Source organism: uncultured Sphingomonas sp., from assembly GCF_964021865.1.
GTDB lineage: Bacteria > Pseudomonadota > Alphaproteobacteria > Sphingomonadales > Sphingomonadaceae > Sphingomonas.
Window position 1 is genome coordinate 61,322 of sequence record NZ_CAXIAM010000006.1, and the last position, 21,712, is coordinate 83,033.

16 protein-coding genes, 1 tRNA gene and 1 pseudogene are annotated in these 21,712 nt (G+C 63.3%); 6 read left to right on the plus strand and 12 right to left on the minus strand.

From position 1 onward, the window contains the following. The first annotated feature begins 2 nt into the window (after window positions 1-2). On the plus strand, window positions 3-968 hold the full coding sequence (locus tag AADI75_RS03025; RefSeq protein WP_341207570.1) for an MlaD family protein: 966 nt from the start codon (window positions 3-5) through the stop codon (window positions 966-968). Window positions 969-979: 11 nt separating this feature from the next. Beyond that, window positions 980-1,570, plus strand: coding sequence for an ABC-type transport auxiliary lipoprotein family protein (locus AADI75_RS03030; protein WP_341207587.1), 591 nt, complete (start codon window positions 980-982; stop codon window positions 1,568-1,570). A gap of 94 nt (window positions 1,571-1,664) precedes the next feature. Here the strand turns inward: AADI75_RS03030 and AADI75_RS03035 are convergent, their stop codons facing one another. Beyond that, on the minus strand, window positions 1,665-2,516 hold the full coding sequence (locus AADI75_RS03035) for a peptidylprolyl isomerase (RefSeq protein ID WP_341207571.1): 852 nt from the start codon (window positions 2,514-2,516) through the stop codon (window positions 1,665-1,667). Between the two features lie 90 nt (window positions 2,517-2,606). Between AADI75_RS03035 and AADI75_RS03040 the strand changes: the two genes are divergently transcribed. Beyond that, window positions 2,607-2,697: transfer RNA gene (locus tag AADI75_RS03040), tRNA-Ser, on the plus strand. Window positions 2,698-3,119: 422 nt separating this feature from the next. Here the strand turns inward: AADI75_RS03040 and AADI75_RS03045 are convergent. From AADI75_RS03045 to AADI75_RS03080, 8 genes are all read right to left on the minus strand, one after another. Further along, window positions 3,120-3,791: a hypothetical protein gene (locus AADI75_RS03045; RefSeq protein ID WP_341207572.1), complete on the minus strand. Its 672-nt coding sequence runs from the start codon at window positions 3,789-3,791 to the stop codon at window positions 3,120-3,122. A 128-nt stretch (window positions 3,792-3,919) separates the two neighbouring features. Continuing rightward, window positions 3,920-4,663, minus strand: coding sequence for a hypothetical protein (locus AADI75_RS03050; RefSeq protein WP_341207573.1), 744 nt, complete (start codon window positions 4,661-4,663; stop codon window positions 3,920-3,922). A 1,155-nt stretch (window positions 4,664-5,818) separates the two neighbouring features. Beyond that, on the minus strand, window positions 5,819-6,742 hold the full coding sequence (locus AADI75_RS03055; protein ID WP_341207574.1) for a TauD/TfdA family dioxygenase: 924 nt from the start codon (window positions 6,740-6,742) through the stop codon (window positions 5,819-5,821). Between the two features lie 46 nt (window positions 6,743-6,788). After that, window positions 6,789-8,156 carry an MFS transporter gene (locus tag AADI75_RS03060; protein WP_341207575.1) on the minus strand — a complete coding sequence of 456 codons (1,368 nt, stop codon included), beginning with the start codon at window positions 8,154-8,156 and terminating at the stop codon, window positions 6,789-6,791. A 12-nt stretch (window positions 8,157-8,168) separates the two neighbouring features. Further along, complete coding sequence (locus tag AADI75_RS03065; protein ID WP_341207576.1) at window positions 8,169-10,610, minus strand: TonB-dependent receptor; 2,442 nt, start codon at window positions 10,608-10,610, stop codon at window positions 8,169-8,171. Between the two features lie 365 nt (window positions 10,611-10,975). Next, the gene (locus AADI75_RS03070) at window positions 10,976-11,149 is read right to left on the minus strand and encodes a YezD family protein (RefSeq protein ID WP_341207577.1); all 174 of its coding nucleotides are present in this window, start codon (window positions 11,147-11,149) and stop codon (window positions 10,976-10,978) included. A gap of 72 nt (window positions 11,150-11,221) precedes the next feature. After that, window positions 11,222-13,060: an arylsulfatase gene (locus tag AADI75_RS03075; RefSeq protein ID WP_341207578.1), complete on the minus strand. Its 1,839-nt coding sequence runs from the start codon at window positions 13,058-13,060 to the stop codon at window positions 11,222-11,224. A 14-nt stretch (window positions 13,061-13,074) separates the two neighbouring features. Beyond that, on the minus strand, window positions 13,075-13,983 hold the full coding sequence (locus tag AADI75_RS03080) for a formylglycine-generating enzyme family protein (protein ID WP_341207588.1): 909 nt from the start codon (window positions 13,981-13,983) through the stop codon (window positions 13,075-13,077). Window positions 13,984-14,219: 236 nt separating this feature from the next. Here AADI75_RS03080 and AADI75_RS03085 point away from each other — a divergent pair. Both AADI75_RS03085 and AADI75_RS03090 read left to right on the plus strand, forming a co-directional pair. Then, window positions 14,220-14,856 (plus strand): annotated as a pseudogene (locus tag AADI75_RS03085) (IS3 family transposase); the annotation flags it as partial. 97 nt (window positions 14,857-14,953) lie between these two features. Beyond that, window positions 14,954-15,373, plus strand: a complete 420-nt coding sequence (locus tag AADI75_RS03090; RefSeq protein ID WP_341207579.1) for a thioesterase family protein — start codon at window positions 14,954-14,956, stop codon at window positions 15,371-15,373. A 155-nt stretch (window positions 15,374-15,528) separates the two neighbouring features. On the opposite strand, the gene AADI75_RS03095 is transcribed toward AADI75_RS03090, so the two are convergent. After that, entirely contained in the window at window positions 15,529-16,572 is a 1,044-nt protein-coding gene (locus AADI75_RS03095; protein WP_341207580.1) for a helix-turn-helix domain-containing protein, read from the minus strand. A gap of 94 nt (window positions 16,573-16,666) precedes the next feature. Then, the gene (locus AADI75_RS03100) at window positions 16,667-17,479 is read right to left on the minus strand and encodes a PEPxxWA-CTERM sorting domain-containing protein (protein WP_341207581.1); all 813 of its coding nucleotides are present in this window, start codon (window positions 17,477-17,479) and stop codon (window positions 16,667-16,669) included. 537 nt (window positions 17,480-18,016) lie between these two features. On the opposite strand from AADI75_RS03100, the gene AADI75_RS03105 reads away from it, so the two are divergent. Next, complete coding sequence (locus AADI75_RS03105) at window positions 18,017-18,232, plus strand: hypothetical protein (RefSeq protein ID WP_341207582.1); 216 nt, start codon at window positions 18,017-18,019, stop codon at window positions 18,230-18,232. A gap of 172 nt (window positions 18,233-18,404) precedes the next feature. Here AADI75_RS03105 and AADI75_RS03110 read toward each other — a convergent pair whose 3' ends face one another. Then, complete coding sequence (locus AADI75_RS03110; protein ID WP_341207583.1) at window positions 18,405-21,257, minus strand: TonB-dependent receptor; 2,853 nt, start codon at window positions 21,255-21,257, stop codon at window positions 18,405-18,407. Between the last annotated feature and the right edge of the window lie 455 nt (window positions 21,258-21,712).

Below are 21,712 nucleotides of genomic sequence, written 5' to 3' on the forward strand. Positions count from 1 at the left end.
AGATGGAAACGCGTTCGAACCATGTCCTCGTCGGCGCGGTGGTGCTGATCCTGCTGGCGCTGGTCGCGGTCTTCACGGTGTGGATCGCCCGGATCGGCGGCGCGGAAGAGCGCGACTATGACATCTTCTTCCGGCAGGCGGTCGACGGGCTGGCGAAGGGATCGTCGGTCACCTTCTCGGGTGTGCCCTCGGGGCAGGTGAAGAGCATCTCACTGTGGAAGCCCGATCCGCAATATGTGCGGGTGCGGATCAGCGTGAACGACGACACGCCGATCCTGCGCGGCACCACCGCGACGATCCAGGGCAGCTTCACCGGCACCAGCACCGTCAGCCTCGACGGCGCGACCAAGGGCGCGCAGCCGATCACTTGCCCTGATGGCGACGCGGCCAAGAGCGTTTGCCCGCTGGGCGTGCCGGTGATTCCGACGAAGACCGGTGGGATCGGCGCGATCCTCAATTCCGCGCCGCAGCTGCTGGAGCGTTTGTCGACGCTGACCGAGCGGCTGACGGGGATGCTGAGCGATCGTAACCAGGCGTCGATCGCGGGCATCCTCGACAACACCAACCGGCTGACCGATGCGCTCGCCGATCGCGGACCGGAGATCGCGGCGACGCTGGCGCAGACGCGCATCGCGATCCAGCAGGCGGGCAATGCCGCCGAGCAGATCGGCGCGCTGGCGCAGACCACCAACGGCGTGCTGGCGAACGACGTCCAGCCGGCGATGGCCAATCTCAACAAGGCGATCACCTCGGCGCAGCAGAGCGCGGACACGCTGAACGCCGCGATCGGCGATGCGCGCCCGGGCCTGACGACGTTCAGCAAGCAGACGATCCCGCAGGTCAACCAGCTGGTGCGCGACCTGCGCGTGACCGCCTCGTCGCTGAAGTCGATCAGCGAGCGCGTGGAGCAGGGTGGCGCCAGTTCGCTCGTGGGGCAGCCGGCGCTGCCGGACTATAAGGGGAAGTGACCGTGCGTGCTTTGGCGAACAAGCTCCTGATCGTCGCGGCGCTGGTGCCGCTGGCCGGCTGCATCCGTTTCGGTGCGTCGCCGCCGCCCTCGCTGCTGACGATCGCGCCGCAAGCGCAGCCCGCCGCCGGCACGGTGCAGAATTCCGCGACCGGACGCGCGATCGTGATCGAGGTGCCGGCGGTGCCGCAGTCGATCGCGGGGACGCGTGTGCCGGTGCAGGCCACCGACACCTCGCTCGCCTACGTCAAGGACGCGCAATGGGCCGAGCCGCCCGCGCGACTGTTCGCGCGGCTATTGTCGGATACGCTGACCGCGCGGGCGCAGATGGTGGTGCTGTCGCCGGCGCAATCGTTCGATGCGCCGAGCGCGACGCTCGGCGGCGAACTGCGGACGTTCGGAGTCGATGCGGCGCAGCGGCAGGCCGTGGTGACCTATGACGCGTCCTACACGCCGGCGGGAAAGCCCACGGTCGAGAAGCGCCGCTTCGAGGCGCGGGTGCCGGTCGCCGAGATCAATGCGGAGCAATCGGGTGCTGCGCTCAGCCAGGCGGCCAATCAGGTCGCGCAGCAGGTGTCTGACTGGGTCGGGGCACAGCGGTAGGGAGTATGGCCCTGCGTCGATGCAGGGCTGAGCGTCGTTAGAAGACGCAGGCTGCGGCCGGCGATGAAGGTCGGCCGGTCAAGCCCTCGTGATCTCACGGTGCTCGCCGCACTTCGAGCGGCACCTCGCATACCTCGACCCCGCCACCACCGATCGTCGGCGCGGTCGGGTTCTCACGACGACGGATCATCGCCGCGAAGCGCGGATTGTCCGCCGCGCGGTACTGGAAGCGCGGGCGCTCGGCCGACGGAAGGTCGCTGGCCAGCCGCATTTCGACGATCGGGGTTCGCTCGGTCGCCTCGGCATAGACGCCCATCGGCGCATCGCTGCGCGGAAGCGACGAGAGATGCTGCATCCCGGCGATGACGCGCCCGACCAGCGCATAATTGCGGTCTAGCCGGCGCGCCGACTGGCCGATCGGTGTCGACATTTCCGCGCCCGATCCCGATGTCGGATCGGCATCGCGCGCGACATTAACCATGCCATAGCAATGCGTCAGCCACTGATGGCCGTTCGCGTCGCTGGCGACCGGCCAGCCGTCCGCGGTGATCCCAGACACCGCCGAATGCGGATCGGCGCGCGTCAACGTCTGCGCGGGCGCGAAGTGCGCGATCTCGAATTCGGGCGGGAGATGCGTCGGCACACCGGGCGCGAGCGGCTTCTTCTCGCTGGCGTCGCCCCATTGCGCGACCCAGTTTTCCTGCACGCGGTACACGCTCAACCCGTCCCACCAATGCGCGCGCGCCAGCTTGCGGATGCTGGCGACGTGCAGCGGCGCGTAGCTGGCCGCGAGCCGGATCACGACCGTGCGATCGCCCTTCAGCCGCATGACCAGCAACTCGTCATCGGGGATCGTGCGCCAGTCGCTCTCGATCGGTTCATAGGGGGCAGGCACCGCGGCGGCGGGCGCCTGGGCGAACAGGAGCAGGGCGGCAAGCATCGACATGCCCGCGTCGTGACGCATCCCCGCGCGCGAGGCAATCGACGCGCTTGCGCAATACGGCGACACCGACTAGTGCCGCCCTTCCAAGCATGCGGAGCGGTGGCCGAGTGGTCGAAGGCGCTCGCCTGGAAAGTGAGTATACGTCAAAAGCGTATCGAGGGTTCGAATCCCTCCCGCTCCGCCACCCATAAAAATCGTTAAATGTCAAGGCCTTACGACGGGCTTATTGGAATTCGAACGAGGATCGTTTTCTGCTAAGCCATTGAAAAGTTTGGGCTCAAAGACTCGGCAGCCGCAAGCCAGAGGGCTGAAGCGACGTTGCGGGAGTGGGTAATTTCGTGGGTTAGCATGATCGCGGTGGGCAAATTTCGGGGCGTTTGCATCTTCAACTTACAAGATGCACTACTGGTTCGAATCCCTAGGTAGAAGCCGCACCCGCGGTTCTAAAAGGAATCTCGGCTGATCGAGCTTCGCGTTACAGCTTGGCGCAGTTAACCCGCGTATCATCACGACGTCAGCCATCTTCCGGACCGACTAAAGATTCGCTCAAGCGACGCTTTCACCTCGACTTTGGCGAGCCGCCTCGCAAATTTTGCGATTTGATAGCTAGAACTTAGGCTTAGCGGCAACGAGAGCGTGTGGGTTCACCATCTGCCGAACTAGCCAATTCGTATGAGGTGAAATCCAGCTAATTACCTCCATGGCAACCTGAAGCCGCTCCAAGGGTCGTTTATCAAAAATTGCGTAGTGGTGCGCCACGTCGTTCCGAAAGGTACGGATTGCCTCGATTCGGTCATGTACGTCGCCCTGCGTGAGCCCTTGTGGTGCGTGAGGTAGCGCACGATATATGCCTGGAGCCTGCCACAGAATGTGGGCGAAATTTTTTGTGAATAGCTGCGACCAGAATCCGAACGTCAGGGCTGCGACGACATGGTCGCCTGTGAAGGCGCCCATCCGATCCATCTGTTCCCGGAAAACTGTGGACGTTAGCGCGTTTTTGTGCCGATCCGGCAGGATGTCGACGAATTTGTGATTGCTGTACCAGCCCAGCCCGAAACGGCGTATTAGGATGCCGGTAACGGAATTTCGGATACACAGTTCGGCGGTTTGCAGAGGAATATAGAACTCTTGGCAGAGTCGCGCGTTGAACAGGTACAGGCGCAGCGCGAGGTGCTTATCGCCCCGTGCAGCGTGCATGTACCGGGCAAGCCGGGCGGGCGAGATCGCGGTTTCGATCTCGTTCAGAACCGGATCGGTACAGGAGAAGAGCGGTTGCAAGGGCTACACCTAGTCGCTAGACGATGATTATGAGCCGTCGGGCAAGATCACTGCGGTAAAACGTACATCTCCGGCGGACACGATTGAGGCCGGGCCTGCGGGTCCGGCCTCACCATTTTGTGGCCTACTCACTCCTCCTCCTCGTCATCGAGGACGGCTTTCTGGGCTTCAAGCAGCTTGATCAGCTTGCCGATTTCTCTCGGCCCCATGTCGCCTGAAACAATCAGACGATAGCTGGCTGTGCGCGACAATGGACCTCGCAACCACTCCCGCTCGTCGGCGTCAGCAAGCCTCCCGGCATTGCTTACCGGAATTACGCCGCTTGCCCCCTGCTGAGCTACAATGGGCGGTTCCGATGAACTGACCACTGCGCTGCCATCGGCTGGCAGGCTGAGGCTGGGCGCGTCCTCCAGACCATCCACGAGCGCTTGAGTCTCTCTGTACGAGCGGATTAACCGCTCAGCTGAGTCGGGAAGAAAGGCCCGCTTAGTTATGAGAAAAGAGCGAATGGCAGAATCGCTAGCCTTTGCCGGGAAAGCCTCATCGATTTCGTTGTATAAATCGACGTTCCGGGCGGCTGTGCGGATAGCAGTCGCTCGCTCTGGGTCGTCGGGCTCGCGCTCTAAAATATCCACCGCGAGCGGTGTGACGCCCATAGCATCCACATTTCCATCAAGCAGGCCGTACTTGGAAACCGCAGATATAATTCCCAGCGACTTACCATTCAGCCCTTGATATCCCATGTGCTCCGCGACCAAGATTTTTGGAATGCGGTTGCGATTGTCAGCGCGGTAAACGGCGCGCACCCGCTCGATTGCCTCAGGTAGCCCTATGACGGGATAGCGGGGACTGCGAACCAACTTGATAGCCATGGCGCACCTACTTGATCGTTCTGTCGCAAGATGCGCTTATTCCCTAAGCTTTGCAAGGGTGGGTGCGAACAACAAGCGAATAAAAGTGCGATTAGGCTCGATTAACCTGTCACGAGCTGTGCGATAGGGTTGCACTGGCAGCCGAGAGTGCCACGAGTTACGCTTGTGGCGATGCCACGAACTTGGGGAAGGCCGATGTTGCAGGACGGCCGCTTGAGGACGAGGCGCAGGTGACGAGCTGCGAGACAGAATCTTGGGAGTGCGGTCGATGATGACTCCCGGTGAAGTGCCTCTGCCGGTTAGCGCCGCTAGGAGCTTAGGTCACGCCTACCATGAGGCGAAATCGGTGGGTAAAAAAGTGGGTAAATAGGCCTTTGTACGAGGGGGTTCGAATCCCTCCCGCTCCGCCACCTACCATCATAAAATCTAAGGTTCTTAGTCAAAAGAGCCTTTAAAAGTGCCATTCTTCGTTTGGTTCGACCCGTGCCTTTCGTCCGCATTTTGGCGTATGGTTCCGCATCAATTTGCCCTGTGGTATAGGACCAGAAGTAAGAACGGATTTCCGGCGGCATCGACGATCTTGCTGGCAAGCAGGCGGGGGTAGCCAGTGCGGATGCGCTCGCCACGTATGTTTCCCATCATCAACGTCCGTGCCGCGTCGAACGTCGCCTTGTCGATAATGATCTCGTGCTGGCCGGATCGATAACACCGCGGTGCGCGATGCGGCCGGCGGCGGTCACGTGCTTTAGATTAGATAAAGCTGCCCGCATGAAGCTGCTGCCCCGAGCGGCCGGCTGGTGAAGATGGTGCGCCGCGGAATAATGATCCGCTCCGCCTGCAGCTCGGTTTCGAAACTGGCACACCCCCGAGGGATGGCGCCATGTGATCCGCTGCGTTTGATAGAGGAATATCGCGCCTTTCTCGGGCAGTCTGCGCTGCCCGCACGGCCGCCGAGCTAGTCGGGTAGGGGCGACGTGACTCACGCAAAGAGGCCCGGATTACAAATCTTTGCTGCAACACCCGGCGTCTAACGCTTCCATCGTGCTGTCATGCGCGCGTTGATTGGCCGGCCGCCAGATGCTCAAATACAATTGTTGCAAGCGGCTCTTTGCAGCGTCCGGTGGCCCGCCCGACGTGCGGGCGGGCCGGATGGTGTTAGGCGACGGCGACGGGTTCGGGCTTGATCGCGCGGCTGGCGTTCCCGTCGATGCCACGCGGCACGTCCCCGGCGACGGTGGCGCGGCGCAGGTGGCGGCGTTGCAGCCCGAAGTCGGCGACCGCACGATGTTGCGTCGAGCGATTGTCCCAGATCGCCACGTCACCGGCCTGCCAGCGCCAGCGCACGACATTCTCCGGCTTGGTGATGTGATCCTGAAGGATCGCGAACAGCCGCTGCGAGTCCGCCGGGTTCAGCCCGACGAAGCGCTTCACGAAATGGCCGAGCAGCAGCGAGCGCGCGCCGCTTTCGGGATGGACGCGTACCACCGGATGTTCGGTTTCGTAGATCGTCGAGGTGAAGACCTTGCGATGCTCCTGCAAGGTCTTGGATGCGCTGGCGAGCACTTCGGCATAGTCATAGTCGTTGCTGTGGATCGCGGTGAGCCCGTCGACCAACGTGCGCAGCGCGTCGGGCAGTTCCTCATAGGCGGTCTCGCCGTTCGCCCAGACCGTGTCGCCGCCCGCATCCGGCACCACCAGCGCGCGCAGGATCGATGCCTTGGGATAGGCCGGCACGAACGTGACATCAGTGTGCCAGCTGGAGGCGGCATAGCCTTCCTTCGAATCCAGCTCGAGCAGGTAGCGCGATCCTTCGGCCACCGGCACCGTCGGGTGCGCGACCGGATCGCCGAGCAGGGCGGCGAACGCCTCGTGCGCGGCATCGTCGATATGCTGGCCGCGGAAGAAGATCACCTTGTGGCGGACCAAAGCGGCATGGATTGCCGCCACGGTCAGCGCGTCGAGATTGCCGCCCAGCTTCACGCCGCGGATCTCGGCGCCGATCCGGCCGGCGACCGGGTGGATGTCGAGCGGGCTTTCCGCTTCGGCGGCGTTGACGAACCGATGTACGAGTGACGTCATGACACTTCTCCTTCTTCGTGGTGGTGGTGGGTGATGGTGGACGGGATCAGGCGGCGAGCGCGCGGCGGATGCGGGCGTGTTCGGCCTGGTCGAGCGGGAAGCCGTAGAGGCAGGCGGCGGAGATCAGGTGCGCGAGCGCGGGGCCGAGCGCGAACACCAGCAGCAGCCCGTCGAGCGCGGCGGGCGTGTTTGGCCCGGTCGGCGCGAAGCCGAGCCACGCGACCAGTGGCAGCGCGATCCCGACCGCGGCGGCCATCCCGGCCTTGCCGGTCAGGCTGAACACCGAGAAGAACAGGGTGGTGCGATCCGCGCCGGTCTCCAGCCGGTGCTTGTCGGCGACATCGGCGACCATCGAACGCAGCATCAGATTGCCCGAGCCCTGCGCCAGCCCCTGCGCCAGCGTGAGCGCGAGCAGCAGCGGAAAGCGCGCCGGAGTGACGAGCAGCAGCCCGAGGTTGATCGCGACCTGCACCAGCTCGCCGAGGATCGCGGTGCGATGCTTGCCGAGCCGGGTGGCGATTCGCATCCAGATCGGGCCGGCGGCGATGCCGAAGACGAACTGGAACAGGAACAGCCCGCTCGCCCATTCGGGACGGCCCATATAGGCGCTGACGAAGAACACGATCAGCGCGGAGCGGATCAGCTGCCCGGTGGTCACGGCGAAGTCCGAGGCGATGACGCGCAGGAGCAGTCGTTCGCCGACGATCAGCCGCACCGCGCGCCCGAACGGGATACGCGCGTTCGCGGCGGGCGGGCGGCTGTTGTCCTCCACCGCGCTCAAGGCGAGCGGCAGCGTGACGACCAGCCCGCCTATAACCACCAGCCCGAACGATGCCAGCTTCAGCGGGGCGTCGTCGGGGCGGAGCTGGTCGATGATCGTCGGAAGGATCAGCACCAGCAGCAGCGAGATCGCGCCGGCGACGGTGCCGTAGGTGGCGATGCGGGTGCGTTCGTCATAGTCGGCCGAGATCTCGCCCGCCCATGCCAGATATGGAATCTGGATCATCGACCAGCCGAGATAGAACAGGAACAGGCTGACCGCGAGCAGCGGCGCGCTAAATCCGGCCGGCGGGAAGAACAGCATCGCGGCGGCAACGGCATAGACGAGCGCGCCGGCGATGATCCACGTCCGCCGCCGCCCCAGCCGGGCGCTGCCGCGATCCCCGAGGAAACCGATCAACGGGTCCGCCAGCGTGCCCCAGATCCGTTCGAGCAGGAAGATCAGCCCGAGCGTCGTCAGCGGCATCCCGTAATGTTCGGCGTAGATCGCGGGCAGGTACACCGCCACCGGGCTTTGCGCCGCGTAGATCGGCAGCGCGAGCGACGAGAAGGCCGCCAGCCGTAGCGGCGTGAGCCGCCGCGTGCTGCGAGCCCGGTCGTGCGGGGCGAAAAGGGATGCGTGGAGCGTGGCCATGCCGCTAGATCCTCACAGCTTCGTGCGAAGGGTGGCGCCCCACGTGCGCGGGTCGCCGACGATGCCGGTCACCAACCCCGTATTGGTCGGCGACAGCGTCTGGAAATATTCGGTATCGCCCAGGTTACGGACCCAGGCCGACAGGTCCCACCGCGCATCGTCGGTGCGCAGCCCGACGCGCAGGTTGAGCACGCCGTAGCCGTCGACCACGCCGAAGCGCGAATTGCTGGCGGCGGTGTTGAACGACGAACGGTGCGAATAATCGGCATGGCCGTACAGCTCGACCGCGGACCCCTGCCACCCGCCGAGCGGCTGGCCGGCGTCCGCGCCCAGCGTGTAGGTGAACTTGGGCACGCCCGCGAGCTGTTGCCCGGTCAGGTCCTGGATGCCGCCGAGGTTCAGCCGCTCGGGCGCTTGCGGCGCGTTGCGATAGTCGCGATATGTCGCCTCGGTATAGCTGAACGACCCGTTGAGCGACGCGCGCTTCACCGGTGACCAGGCGAGATCGCCCTCGACGCCGCGCGAGCGGACCGACGGGATGTTGGCGATATACTGGCGGTAGGTGACGGTATTGGCGAGCTGCTCGGTGATGCCGGTTTGATAGTCGGAGACGTCGGTCCAGAAGCCGGCGAGGTTGAACGTCATCTTCCGGTCCAGCCATTGCGACTTCAGCCCGGCCTCGTAGGCGTTCACGCCCTCCGGCCGGACGTTTGGGTCGATCCCGGCGGGAAGCGCGGTGAGGTTCAGCCCGCCCGATTTGCTGCCGCGCGAATAGGAGGCATAGAGCAACGCGTCGGGCGCCACGCGATAGGATAGGGTCGCGAGCCCCGAGACGCTGTCGTCGTCGGTCATGGTGCTGAAATCCATGACCGGGTTGAACTGATTGCGGATCGCCACCGCCGCCGCCCGCGCCGCGGTGGGCAGCGCGTTCAGGTCGGCGCCAGCGACGTGAAACTGGCGGAAGGTGCCGTTCTTATGTTCCGAGGTGTAGCGCAGGCCGATGGTCAGGTGCAGCGCGTCGGTCGCGTTCCACGTCGCCTGACCGAAGGCGGCGAGGCTCTTCGTCTTGGGAGTCGACGTTGACTGCGCCTCGAACCCCGACAGCGCGGCGTTGCCGATCGTCGCCGAGACCGCCGGCAGGTTCCAGTTGGCCGCCGCCGCGCCATACGCTGTCGCGCCGTAGCCGCGGACGATCTGCCAGAAGTAATAGCCGCCGACGACGTAATCGATCGTGTTGCTGCCGGTCGAGGCGAGCCGCAGCTCCTGACTAAACTGGCGCTGGCGGTTCGCCTGTTGCGCCTTGGTGGTGACCGGCAGCGCGGTGTTGTCGCCGTCATTGGCGGGATCCCAGTCCCACCAGCGATAGGCGGTGATCGCGGTGAGCGCCGCGTGGCCGAGATCCCAGTCGACCTGCCCCGACGCGCCATAGCTCTTCATGTTCGACTGATAATGGCTGTCGGCGTCGCCGCGCCGCGCGAACGGCTCGACCGGCAGCGGCGTGTACCCGGCGCGCGCGGCGCGGTCGCGGAAGTTGTTGGGGATGGCGGCGCCGTTTTCGTACGTGCCGAAATAATCGGCGACGATTCCCAGCACGAAATGCTGCTTCTGCTTGGCATAATCGCCGATCAGCTTGATCGACACCGCCGGCGCGGGGGTGACCAGCAATTGCCCGCGCGCGGTGAAATTGTCGTAGTCCTGCGCGCGCTGGCGAGTCGTCACGTTGGTGAGGAAGCCGTCGCGATGCGTGTCGGCGATGCTGAGGCGATAGGCGATCGTATCGGCGACGATCGGCCCCGACAGCGATCCGCGTACTTGATGGTAGCCATAGTCGCCGAGCGTCGCCTCGCCCGCGAATTCGGTCGTGAAGCTCGGGGCGCGGGTCGAGATGTTGATCGCGCCGGCGGTGGTGTTCTTGCCGAACAGCGTCCCCTGCGGTCCGCGCAACACCTCGATCCGGTCGAGATCGACCAGATCGAACTGCGACTGGCCGACGCGACCGTAGAAGACGTTGTCGATATAGATGCCGACGCCGTTCTCCAGCCCGTCGTTGGTCAGCGCGACGTTCGAGCCGAGCCCGCGGATGTTGATGTTGGTGTTGCGCGGGTTGAAGCTGAACACCTGCAGGCTGGGGACCAGCTGCTGCACCTGTCCGAGCGTGAAATTGCCGGTGCGCTCCAGCGCCTCCGATCCGACGACGCTGAGCGCGATCGGCACGTCCTGCGCGCGTTCCTGACGGCGCCGGGCGGTGACGAGCACTTCGTCTCCCGCGGCGTCGGCGCTCGAATCGGCGGCGGGTGCCGGATCGGCGGCCGGCGCAAGCGCGCGTGGGGCGGCGACGTCGGTATCTGCGCGCGGCGCGGCGAGCGCCGTCGTAGAGGTGGCGGTGAGAAGACCGGTCAGCAGGATACGCCAGGCGCGGCGCGACGATCCGCCCGCCAAGGTGGTCGATGGCAACAAGATATGGAACTCCCGTCACGATCCGGCGCCCGCCCCCCTGGCGGCACGAACCGGTCGATAGGTTTTTTGTTGGAGCATGGAGCGCGCCTTCACTGCCGTGGCACGCGGCTGGCGCGATCGATCTAGCTGGTGAAACGCATCACATTCCCCTTCACGTCAGGGGGAAGACACGAAGCCTGGCGTGGTCGCCTCGGCATCGTGCGCTTTAGCCGTTGGTGACGCGGAGCAAGCTGCATCCCGATCAAAAGCCGCGGGCCCGATGATCCGGCGAACCGGAAAGCGGGAGGCCAACCCGCCGTATGAATATCTATCGATCGGATAGGGTTTCAGGTCACGAAAGCTTTGGTATCAGCGTCCAAAGTTCAATCAGCAAAGCGGCGGCGGCGGGTGACGTCGAGCTGGACGACGCGCGCGCCGTGGACGGTGATGACGATCGAGCCATAGTCGAGCCCGGCGATCGCCTCCTCGACCGCGCGCAGCACGGGTTCCGGCGGAGGAGCGGGGCGTTCCGCCGGCGCAGGTAAGTGATCGATCATCGCATATAGCCTTTCGCTGGCAAATGGGCGGAGCGGCCGGGCGACACTGCCGCCCGGCCGCTCCGATGCTGGTCAGTGTGCGCCGCCTTGCTGCACCGCCTGCTTCACGCGGGAGCGGATATCGTCCCAGGTGATGAGCGGATAAAGGTTATGTGCCTGCGCCTCGGTGTCGAACAGCGCCTGCAATTCGGCGAGCTTGGCGGGGTTCTTCGCGGCCAGATCGACGCGCTCCGTCGGATCTTTTTGCAGATCGAACAGCCGCCATGCCGGCGCACCGCGGCCCGCGCCGACGTCGGCGCCCGCGATCAACGGATTGGGGGCGGCAAGCGATGCCTTCCATCCGTCCTGGTAGATCGCGCGGGCGCCGAAAATGTAGTAATATTGCGTGCGGTGGCGCGACGCCGCGGTCGCGTCGTCGATCGAGTAAGCCAGCGATGTCCCCTCGATCGGCTGCTGCGCGATTCCGCGGATCGTGGCGGGGGCGGCGATCTTCGCCAGTTCCAGCGTGGTCGGCAGGATGTCGATGACATGACCGTATTGATGGCGCACGCCGCGCGCCGCAATCGCCTTCGGCCAGGCGACTATCAGCGGGTTGTGGGTGCCGCCCTCGCAATTGGCATCCTGTTTCCAGCAGCGGAACGGCGTGTTGGCCGCCTGTGCCCAGCCGAGCGGGTAATTGACCTCCACCCCCTTGGGCGTCCCGATCTGCTCGATATGCGCGAGGTTATAGGCAAGATTATCCTTCTCCGACAGCGGCGGCGCGGTGAGCGAGCGATCGATGTCGCCGTTCAGCGTGCCTTCCTTGCTGGCCCCGTTGTCGCCGATCACGACTACGAACAGCGTGTTGTCGAACTGGTTGATCTTCTTCAGATGATCGATCAGTCGTCCGATCTGTGCATCGGTATAGCCGAGATAGCCGGCATAGACTTCCATGAAGCGCGCATACAATTTGCGCTCGTCTGGGCTCAGCTTGGCCCAGGGCTTGATCGCGGGATCGCGCGCGGGCAGCACGGCGTTGGCGGGGATCACGCCCAGCTTCTGCTGCTGCGCGAAGACCCGCTGGCGATACACATCCCAACCGGTGTCGAACTTGCCGCGATAGCGGTCGCGCCATTCGTCCGGCACCTGATGCGGCGCATGCGTCGCGCCGGGGGCGTAATAGAGGAAGAACGGCTTGGGCGGAGCGGCTGGCGCCGCGCCCAGCCCGGTGCGGGCGGGGGCGGCCTTCTGTTGACGGTCGATGAAGCTGATCGCCTTGTCGGTGATCTGCTCGCTCAGGTGGCGGCCGTCTGGGGTAACGTGTGCCTGATCCTCGACCAGGTCGGGCTTGTACTGGTCGGTTTGCGAGCCGAGGAAGCCGAAGAAATGGTCGAAGCCCTTGCCGGTCGGCCAGCGATCGAACGGGCCGGCGTCGGTGGCGTCCTCGTCGGGGGTCACGCCATATTTGCCGACCGCGAAGGTGCTGTAGCCGTTGTCGCGCAGGATCTCCGCGGCCGTCCCCGCCGTGGAGGGCAAATACCCGTCCCAGCCTGGAAAGCCGGCGGCCAGCGCGTGGTGCGAGAAGCCCGCCTCGTGCACCGACGCGCTGTTGCGGCCGGTCAGCAGCGCGGCGCGGGTGGGGGCACAGATCGCGGTGGTGTGAAAGTTGGTGTAGCGCAGGCCCTGTTGCGCAAGTTCCTCGAGCCGCGGCGTGCTGATCCCGCCGCCGAACGCGCTGGCGGCGCCGTAGCCGACGTCGTCGAGCAGGATCCACACGATATTGGGGGCGCCCGCCGGGGCGCGAACCGGGGTAGGCCATGCCTCGGTCGATTCCGCCAGCGTGCGGCCGACCTTGCCGGCAAAGGCTTGCGGCGGCTGGCTTTGTGCCTGCGCCTGCGCGGTCAGCGACAGGATGGCGGCGAGTGCCGTCATGGATCGTCTCATCATCATTTCGTCCCCTTGTGCGTGGTTGTGATCGCGGGGCGCCAGACGCAGCGGAAACCGATGTGCGTGGTGCCGGTATCAATGGATTGGGCGTGCCGCGCGGCCGGGCGGTAGCGGCGGCAGTAATGGTCGGCGCACAGATGCGAGCCGCCTTTCAACACCTTGCGCCCGCCACTGTCGACGCGGGTGCCGCCGCGCGGATTGGCGGGGGCGCAACAGGCGCGTGCGGGAGCGGTCGGGACCGCATACCAGTCGTCGGTCCACTCCCACACGTTGCCGATCATGTCGTGCAGGCCGTAATTATTGGCCGGATAGGTGCCGACCGGCGAGGTCCGGTGCCAGCCATCGGGCGTCTCGTTTCGCAGCGGGAACGCGCCGTGCCAGTAGTTCGCGAGGATGCGGCCGCCCGGTGCCAGTTCGTCGCCCCACGCGTAATCGGCGCCGTCCAGTCCGCCGCGCGCCGCGAATTCCCACTCCGCCTCGGTCGGCAGTGCCTTGCCCGCCCATTCCGCGTAGGCGGCGGCATCCTGATAGGCGACATGGACGACGGGATGATCCTCCAGCCCGTTGATCGAGCTGTCGGGGCCGGTCGGATGCTGCCAGTCGGCGCCGAACACGAAATGCCACCATTGGCGATGATCGCGGGTGTCGTAGAGTTGCGCGGGCGGCACGAACACCGACGAGCCGGGGTGCGCCATGTCCGCGGCCATGCCGGGATAGTCGCGCGGGTCGGGTGCGATCTCCGCCAGCGTGCGGTAGCCGGTCGCCCCGACGAACGCCGCGAACAGACGGTTGGTGACCGGGTGCCGATCGATCCAGAAGGCATCGACGTGGACGCGGCGGATCGGCGCTTCCTCGGGATAGAAGCGATCAGATCCCATATGGAAAGTGCCGCCGGGCAGCGCCACCATCGCCGAGCGGTCCGCCAGCGCATGTGCGCGGCGCGCGCGGTGGCGCGCGAACCGCGACATGGTTGCTGCCGCGCGTCTCACCGTCGATGTCCGTCCATCGAGAGTCCCCCTCTCACCAATTGGCCAGTAATACACACTGGTTTGATGGGAGTTGGAGAGGCGTCAATTCTTGGGCGGGGAGAAGGGCAGCTTTTCGGCCTGTCGCCGGCGCGCAGATCCGCAAGGGATGACCTCCCGCCGAGGGACTGGCGCCGTTCAACCACAAGCGTGTCTGCCGCATCATAGCGGCGCATTGCCTCCTGCTGGCACGGCGCCACACCGAGCGGGCCGACTGTGGCCATGACGGCGTCGTGGTGGCGATCGGCTCAAACCTGCGCTGGTGCTCGGACTGCTTCGAGTTGACCCGCCGGAACGGCGAGGTCGTGCGCAGCGTCTTCCTTATTGATGTCTAGGGCCGCGAGCTCATCACGTGGCGCGCCGTCGCCAATGCCGGCATCGGCGGCTCGGGTGCGCGCGATAACACGCTACAAGCCTTAGAAACACCGCCTCGACGGCATGGGCGCGGCCACGTCGGTTGATATGCTTTCGGACAACGGCTCGGCCTATATCGCCCCCAAAATACGAACCTTTGCCCGGCAGCTGGGGCCCAAACCCTGCTTCAACCCCCGTTCGCAACCTGCAATTCAACGGCATCTCGGACGCCTTCGTGGATACCCTCAATCGCGACTATGTTCGCGTCTCACCGCTGCCCGATGCACCCACCGCATCGACATCGCTGCCGGATGGAGTGGTGACTACTACGCTCCCGCCATTCAGAGCTCAAAAGCACGTTCGCCGCGCGAGCAGCGCAAATTTATTTCAGCAAGCGCTTGAACCCTTCCGGTGAAACGGGGGCAGGTTCCACGCAATATATTCGGAAGCATGCGGACCATTAATGCGTAGGTGAGCAGAAGGTGGTAGTGGAGGCCTCGTGACCAACGCTGCACCGCATCGCTTCTCCATCGGCATCGAGCCGGTCGACATCGACTTCATGGGGCACGTGAACAACGCGAGCTACCTGAAGTGGGTACAGGCGGCTGTGCTCGATCACTGGCGCGCCCTGGCGCCAGCCGAGATCGCCGCGCAGCATCTGTGGGTCGCGCTCAAACACGAGATTACCTACCGCAAGCCAGCATTCCTTGAGGATGATGTGATCGCCACCGTCCTCTTGGAGAAGGTTCATGGTGCGCGCGCCTTCTACGAAACCGTGATCAAGCGCGGCGAGGAGGTACTGGCCGAGGTAAAGTCGAGCTGGTGCTGCCTTGATGCGTCCACGATGCGTCCCGCACGGCTGGCGCAGGACGTCATCGAGCACTTCTTTCCCCGTACTGAGCCGCAGGCCGAGCGCTGATTAGGGCTGCGGCTGCGGCTCGCCGACAACGCGGAGCCGCGTTCTCGACGTCCTGCGGCTGCGCACCGGCAATGTAGCTCCTCGTGCCCGATCGGCGCAACCATGAGCGCGCCATCATGGGCGTAGGGGACCTGTTCGGCAGTGACGCTGTCCGATCAATCAGTTGTTCTCAGCGCCGCTTTGCGCGCCGCGCTTGGGGAGACGCCATAACGCTTGGTGTACGCACGAGAGAAGTGAGCGTTGCTGGCGAAGCCAAACAGACCGGATAACGTGGCAATCGTGCGCTGTTCCGATGGGTCAATCAAAGCGGCGTGCACGGCGGCCAGTCTGCGATCCCAGATGAGGCGCACGATCCCTCCGGACGGTGACGCTGAATAGAGCTGTGACCTCGACACGCCGAGTTTGTCCGCGATCCACTCGGGCGTTAGATCCCGAGCGCTAAGCCGCTGACCGATCAGGCGCTCAACCCTGTCCATTAGACGCCGGTCCGGGCTTTTCTGTTCTACAAGACGTCCATCGTCGCTGGCATCGAACGTTAGGGCCACCAACTCCATCAGGACGTTTGACAATGCCGATGTATGCGCAGCGCGAACCGCCGGTGCATGAGCAATCAGTCCATCCAAGAAGCCGGCCAGCGCAGCGCCCTTTGCCCCGACGGCAAGAGACCCGTGCAAACTTGCCGGATCTTCGATGGTACGGCGAGCCGACGCTCTTGGGATCAGGACGTTGACGAAGGACCGGTCACCGATGTCCGACAAGGTGAAACTCTGACGGAAGTCGAACAAGGCCACTGCTCCGGGCTCTCCGGACAGCGACCTATCCCGTGTACGCCCCTGCCAATAGCCTTCTTGGGTCAGTTGTAAGGCGATGCCGTCGAAGCCGTCCCGCGATGCTGTCTTTTGCGTGCGGCGCACCGTCCGCGGCGAATGTCGGCCATGACTGACGTGAATTTCGCCGATGTAAAAGCCATGCAGAACCGCTTCCGGACAGTCGGATGTAACCCTGACATCCAGAAGGTCGTTCAAGGCGCGCCGATAACAGGCAGTATGCTCCGCAGGGGCCATGCCCATCATTTCGACGGTGGCGATGGCCGCTCCTTCCCGAACGTCGCGTAACACGACCGGATGAGGTGAAACGAGCGGCGGGTCTTGGGGGCAGCCGGTGCCCGAAACATTCTGCGAGCGGGTCATATCAGGCATAGGTTGATTGGCCTGGTCGGTTAAGTCGAGGAAGGGAACCACCCAAAGGAGAAAGCTGGCCGATCGGCTTGACTGCCGAACGGCCGTTCACCGCTTAGCAATCGGCTGTGACGCGTCGAGGGCGCCTGCGGATGGATACGCCTACAAGCCCGAAACCAGCAATAAGCATCACCCAAGTAGCCGGCTCGGGGACTGCGCCGACCATATCGATCGTCGCCCCGCCGCCGCCCGGCGCGACTGGATCCGATACGGAAATGCGCATCGATCCGTTGGTGTAGGATCGTACCTGGAGTGCCGACATTGCACTTGCGAACAGGTCGCCATCTCCGGGTGTGCCGGGCGTCGCACACAATGCCGCAACGGTTGCCGCGCAGGCCAGATCGATTTGGCCAATGTCTTGTACGCAGGCTTGAGGATTGGATGACGCCTCGCAGCCCGCCGCGATGAATGAGTAGATAGTTCCTGCATAGTCACTTGGTACGAATGTCTTTGTCGAGCAGGACGCCTGAGCGCCGCGCGTACAGACCAATTCCCCGGTCAATATCGTAATGAGATCTGCTTGACTCGGTGATTGAACTTTTTCCTGTCCGGATGCCTTAATTTTCACGCTGGTTTGATATAGGTCCTGCATTTTTACAGATAAGTCGCTGAGAAGTGCGTCTATATCAACGTTGCTGGTGTTAAGGAACTTCGTGTCTGCTTTCAGAAGGTAGAACAAGGATGTTTTATAATCAGCCGATGTGCCCGCGCCGCCTGAGCCGATGCCGCCCGAACCAACCTTGTCAGGGCCGTTTTGCGGGTTAGTCGTCGGATTTGAGCTGCCCGGCCCAATTGAATTTTGGGCTATCGCCGGCTGTGCGATGCCAACGCTGCCAACAACTGCTGCAAGGCACAGCACGGATCGCACGCTGCGTTCTCCCCGCCGTCGTGCCGCCACAAGCCCAAAAGCCGCCTTCAACATTCTCCGCATATTTGCCCCCGTTCTGCCGATTGCTTCAGATCGCTGCTCGGATTTCGACCACACCTCGAATGCCGCAATCTCGTTTGATGCAGGGGCACCTAGGGTATTAACGCGCATCAGTCGTTGACTGTGCGTCTCGATCTGTTGACCGATGCAGGCCACTAAGTCGGATTACTCTCCGCGTTGCCTCGAATTGGCACGGTTGCGGGGTCGGCCGGATGAACCTGAAAGACCACCTTTTTGCGACCGCGGTCCGTCTGCTTCGTAACGCAACCGATCGTTGACCCTGATGCCGTAGCTAGCACTCTGATGCCGTAGCTAGCACCATGTGCTTATATGCGGTCGCTTGTGCTCGCCGACACATGCCGTGGACCCTGCGCTTGCCTATGACTTGCTGGGGAGCAACGTCGGCTCTGCACAAGCGCTACTCAAAGGTCAGCGCGCCAAAGCGGTAATCGCCTTCAAGCCTGTGACGGCAACGACTTGCGTGATCAGATCGCAGCCATGGATGCCGAGGCGGTGATCCCGTCGAGGAGCAACCGCAAAAAAATAACAATCCCTTACGATGTCGGCATCTATAAGCAACGCAGCCAGATCGAGCGATGCTTCGAACGCCTCAAACATTTCCGTCGTTCCACCATCTGCTATCACCGGAGAACCATCAACTCCACGGCTTCGTCGATTTCGCTGCTGCCATGATCGGGCTACGCTAAATGTCGAGCGGCTCCACGCCTCATCTGCGGAAAGGTGGGTGGGATATTATGACTCTCGATAGAGTTCTCGATTGCGGCACCAGTGACAGGAAACCGGCACGAGGGCCGACAAAATAAAAAGGCTCCCCGGCACCTGGTGCCGGAGAGCCGAGGAGGGATTAAAATCGTGCACGCACACCGAAGAGGTAGCGGGCACCCGTGTTCTGGAGGAGCAAAAGTCGCTCCTCGAGCACCGAATAATCGTTCACATACTGGTTGGTGACGTTCACGCCCTGGGCATAGACCTGGAATCGATCGTCGATATCATAGGCGAGGCTGAAATCGAGTTGACCATAGGCCGCGCGATTTTCCGGCCGTGACGCCGCGCCGAAGCAGGCTCGTTGGAACGATGAGCGCCAGTTGTAGGAACCGCGCGCCTGAATGCCGTACTTCTCATAGAAGATGCTGCCGTTTGCGGAGTGCGGCGACAGCCCGTTATATCCGCAATTGTCCGTGGCGGCACCTTGGGCCCGCTGCACGTTGCTGGTCACATAGGTATAGTTGCCAGCGACGCCGAAGCCCGACAGCACACCCGGCAACTTGTCGAGCGTATACTGCCCGCCCACTTCGACGCCGGCGATCGACCCCGACTGGCCGTTGCGCGTTCGGGTGTCGAAGAAGGTGAAACCGGCAAGCTGGACGGGCAAGGTCTGGCTTTCCAGGAAATCGGCAAACTGTTTGTAGAAGCCGGATACGCTGACGTAGCTGACGTCGCTCAGATAATATTCGTACGACAGATCATAGTTCGTGGAGCGGAACGGCCTCAGCAGCGGATTGCCGCCGCTCGACGTTGCGTTGGTGATGCGCCCGCCATAGCCGTTGTCCACGCCAAGTGAGGTGAGGGTCGGTCGTGTCACTGTTTTCGACACCGCGCCACGTAGGAACATGTTAGGCGTCAGTTCATATTTCAGGTTAGCCGATGGTAGAAAGTCGGTGTAGTTGTTGCGGATCGCGACTGGTTGTGCCGGGCCGAAGTTGAAGTTGAGATTGTCATCTCCCGGATTGACGGTGATGCTCAAGATCGGCTGCTGGAAGCCGCGTGACGTGACACGCGTGCTCACGAAGCGAGCACCGATGTTGCCTGACCAGGTGTCGCCCCCGAAATTTGCGTTAAGATAGCCGGCCACGACCTTTTCCTGAACGTCCAATCGCGCATTGGGGCGGTTACGCAGGCCGTAAGGACCGCCTGGAATGGCGAGGATCCGCGCTGCCTCCGCCGCCTGCTGGGCGGCCGTGCGGCCTTGGCGCGGCTGCGCCAAGACTGACGGCTGCGAGATATAGGCGAGGATGTCGGCGGGGTTGAAGGTGAAGAAGTCGGCGGGGATCAGATCGCTGCCCGATGCCTTGCTGAGGAAGCCATCGAGAGTGTAAGGTGTGACAAGGTTGGACGGGATGCTGATGTCGTACCCGCAATAGGTGCACAGAGTATCCTGGTTGTCGGCCAGGTCACGGGTCTTGCGCCGCTGGTTGTAAGCGGCCCCGAACATCAGCGACTTGAATATTCCGTCATTGGCCTTCCACTCGCCGTCCGCGTGGAATTCAATGCCCTTGTCACGCACGTCGATCAGTTGGTTTAGCGCATAGTGTGCGCGCAGAATGTTCGGATCGGTGATTGGGCCGAGGTTTGATACCGTAGGAATGTCGTTTTCCGTAAGATCGAAACGAGGCGAAGTCTGCGCCAGCGTGCCGACCACCACGAACTGGTGCGGCTGCTCGCGCGTCGCCTGGGTCGCAGATGCATCAAACTTCAGCTTCAGGCGGTCGCTGACGTCCCAAGCGAGGTTTGCGCCGAACTGGTAGCTCTCGGTGTTCCGATCGTAGGTGTAGACGATGTTGTCGTTTTGTGACAGCGTGACCCGCTGATCGGCCAGCGAGGGATCTGTAAGTCCGGGGTTGGCGGCAAGAAACTGCGATCCTGGGCGATTGAAGCCAATGACTGTGCCGTTGGCGTTCGTCTGCAACCCGATGAAGCGCGGCGTGTAGAACAGGCCGAACCGGCGCGTGCGCTGCGCCACGTTGAACTTCGAATAGATGCCGTCGACGGTCAGAAGCAGGCTGTCGTTGATCTGCGCCTGGATCGCGCCGGAGACGTTGATGCGTTCGCGGCGGTTGTCCTCGCGATTGAAGTTCGTGTCTCGCGGGGTGTGGATGTCGCCGCTGTTGATCAGCGACGCGCCGGTCAGTCCGGTGGACGATGCCGTTCCGTTGATCAGCCCCTCGGGGCCCAGGATCCAGCCACCGATGTTGACGTTGTCGTTCTGGCTACGGCGATTGGTGTACGAGGCAGACAACACGACGCCGAACGTCTTGTCATCTGTGGTCCACGACGCGACACCCGACAGGTCGGGACTGAGCTTGTCGGCCAACGTGTCGTAGATGCCGCCTACGGCCCCGGCGAGGTGGAAGCCGACCTTCCCGTCCAACGGACGCGCGGTGACGACGTTCACGGTCGCGCCGATGCCGCCTTCCTGCAATTGCGGCAGCGAAGATTTATAGACGTCGGTGCGCTGGATCATGTTCGACGACAGGACGTCGAATGAAAATTCGCGCCCATCATTGTCGGTCGCCATGATGCGGCCGTTGACCAACACCGTATTGAACTCCGGCCCTAGGCCGCGAACAGTGATAAACTGTCCTTCGCCGCCCGATCGGTCGATCGCGACGCCGGTGATGCGCTGGAGCGATTCGGCGACGTTGTTGTCGGGAAACTTGCCGGTATCCTCGGCCGAAATCGAGTCGACGATGTTCTCCGCATTGCGCTTCGTCGCGACCGATGAGCGCAGGCTGCTGCGAATACCGGTGACGACGATGTCGTCAGGTTCGGGCGACGCCTCGGACGGGCCGCGGACCTCTGCCGGCGTGTCAGCCTGCGGCGTACCGGTAGGCGCGACGGAATTGGCGTTCGATTGCCCCATAACGGGCGTTGCAAGCAACGTACAGAACGTCACACTCGCGAGCAGACGAGCCTTCATAATCCCCTCCTGTCAGCACGCCTCTGCGGGCGCACCAGAGTCTTATCTTGTAAGAGTAATGAGAAGTCAAGAGATCGGGTTTTTAAAAAAAGGCTGGTATCGCTATCGCTTCCATAGGCAACTGATAAATAGCGATTTAGCGCTAACATGAGCCACTTTTTTGTTCTTGAATCAGTTATTGATCATGGAACGTCTTGCTGACGACGATTGCCAATCCTTTTAATGTATGAGCAAATAGGACATTGGCGTAGGACGAAGCCGACGCACGAAAATGTCATGGAGAGGAGAGGGTCAAGCCATGCAGGTAAGCCGCAGGAATATTCTCGCGTCCGGCGTCGCCGGGGTGGCGGCATCGATGGCAGTGTCGGGGCGGGCTAAGGCCCAAGGCACATCAAACGGCCTGCTGGCGCCGCGCCCGCCGATGGGGTGGAACAGCTGGAACAGTTTTGCGACGA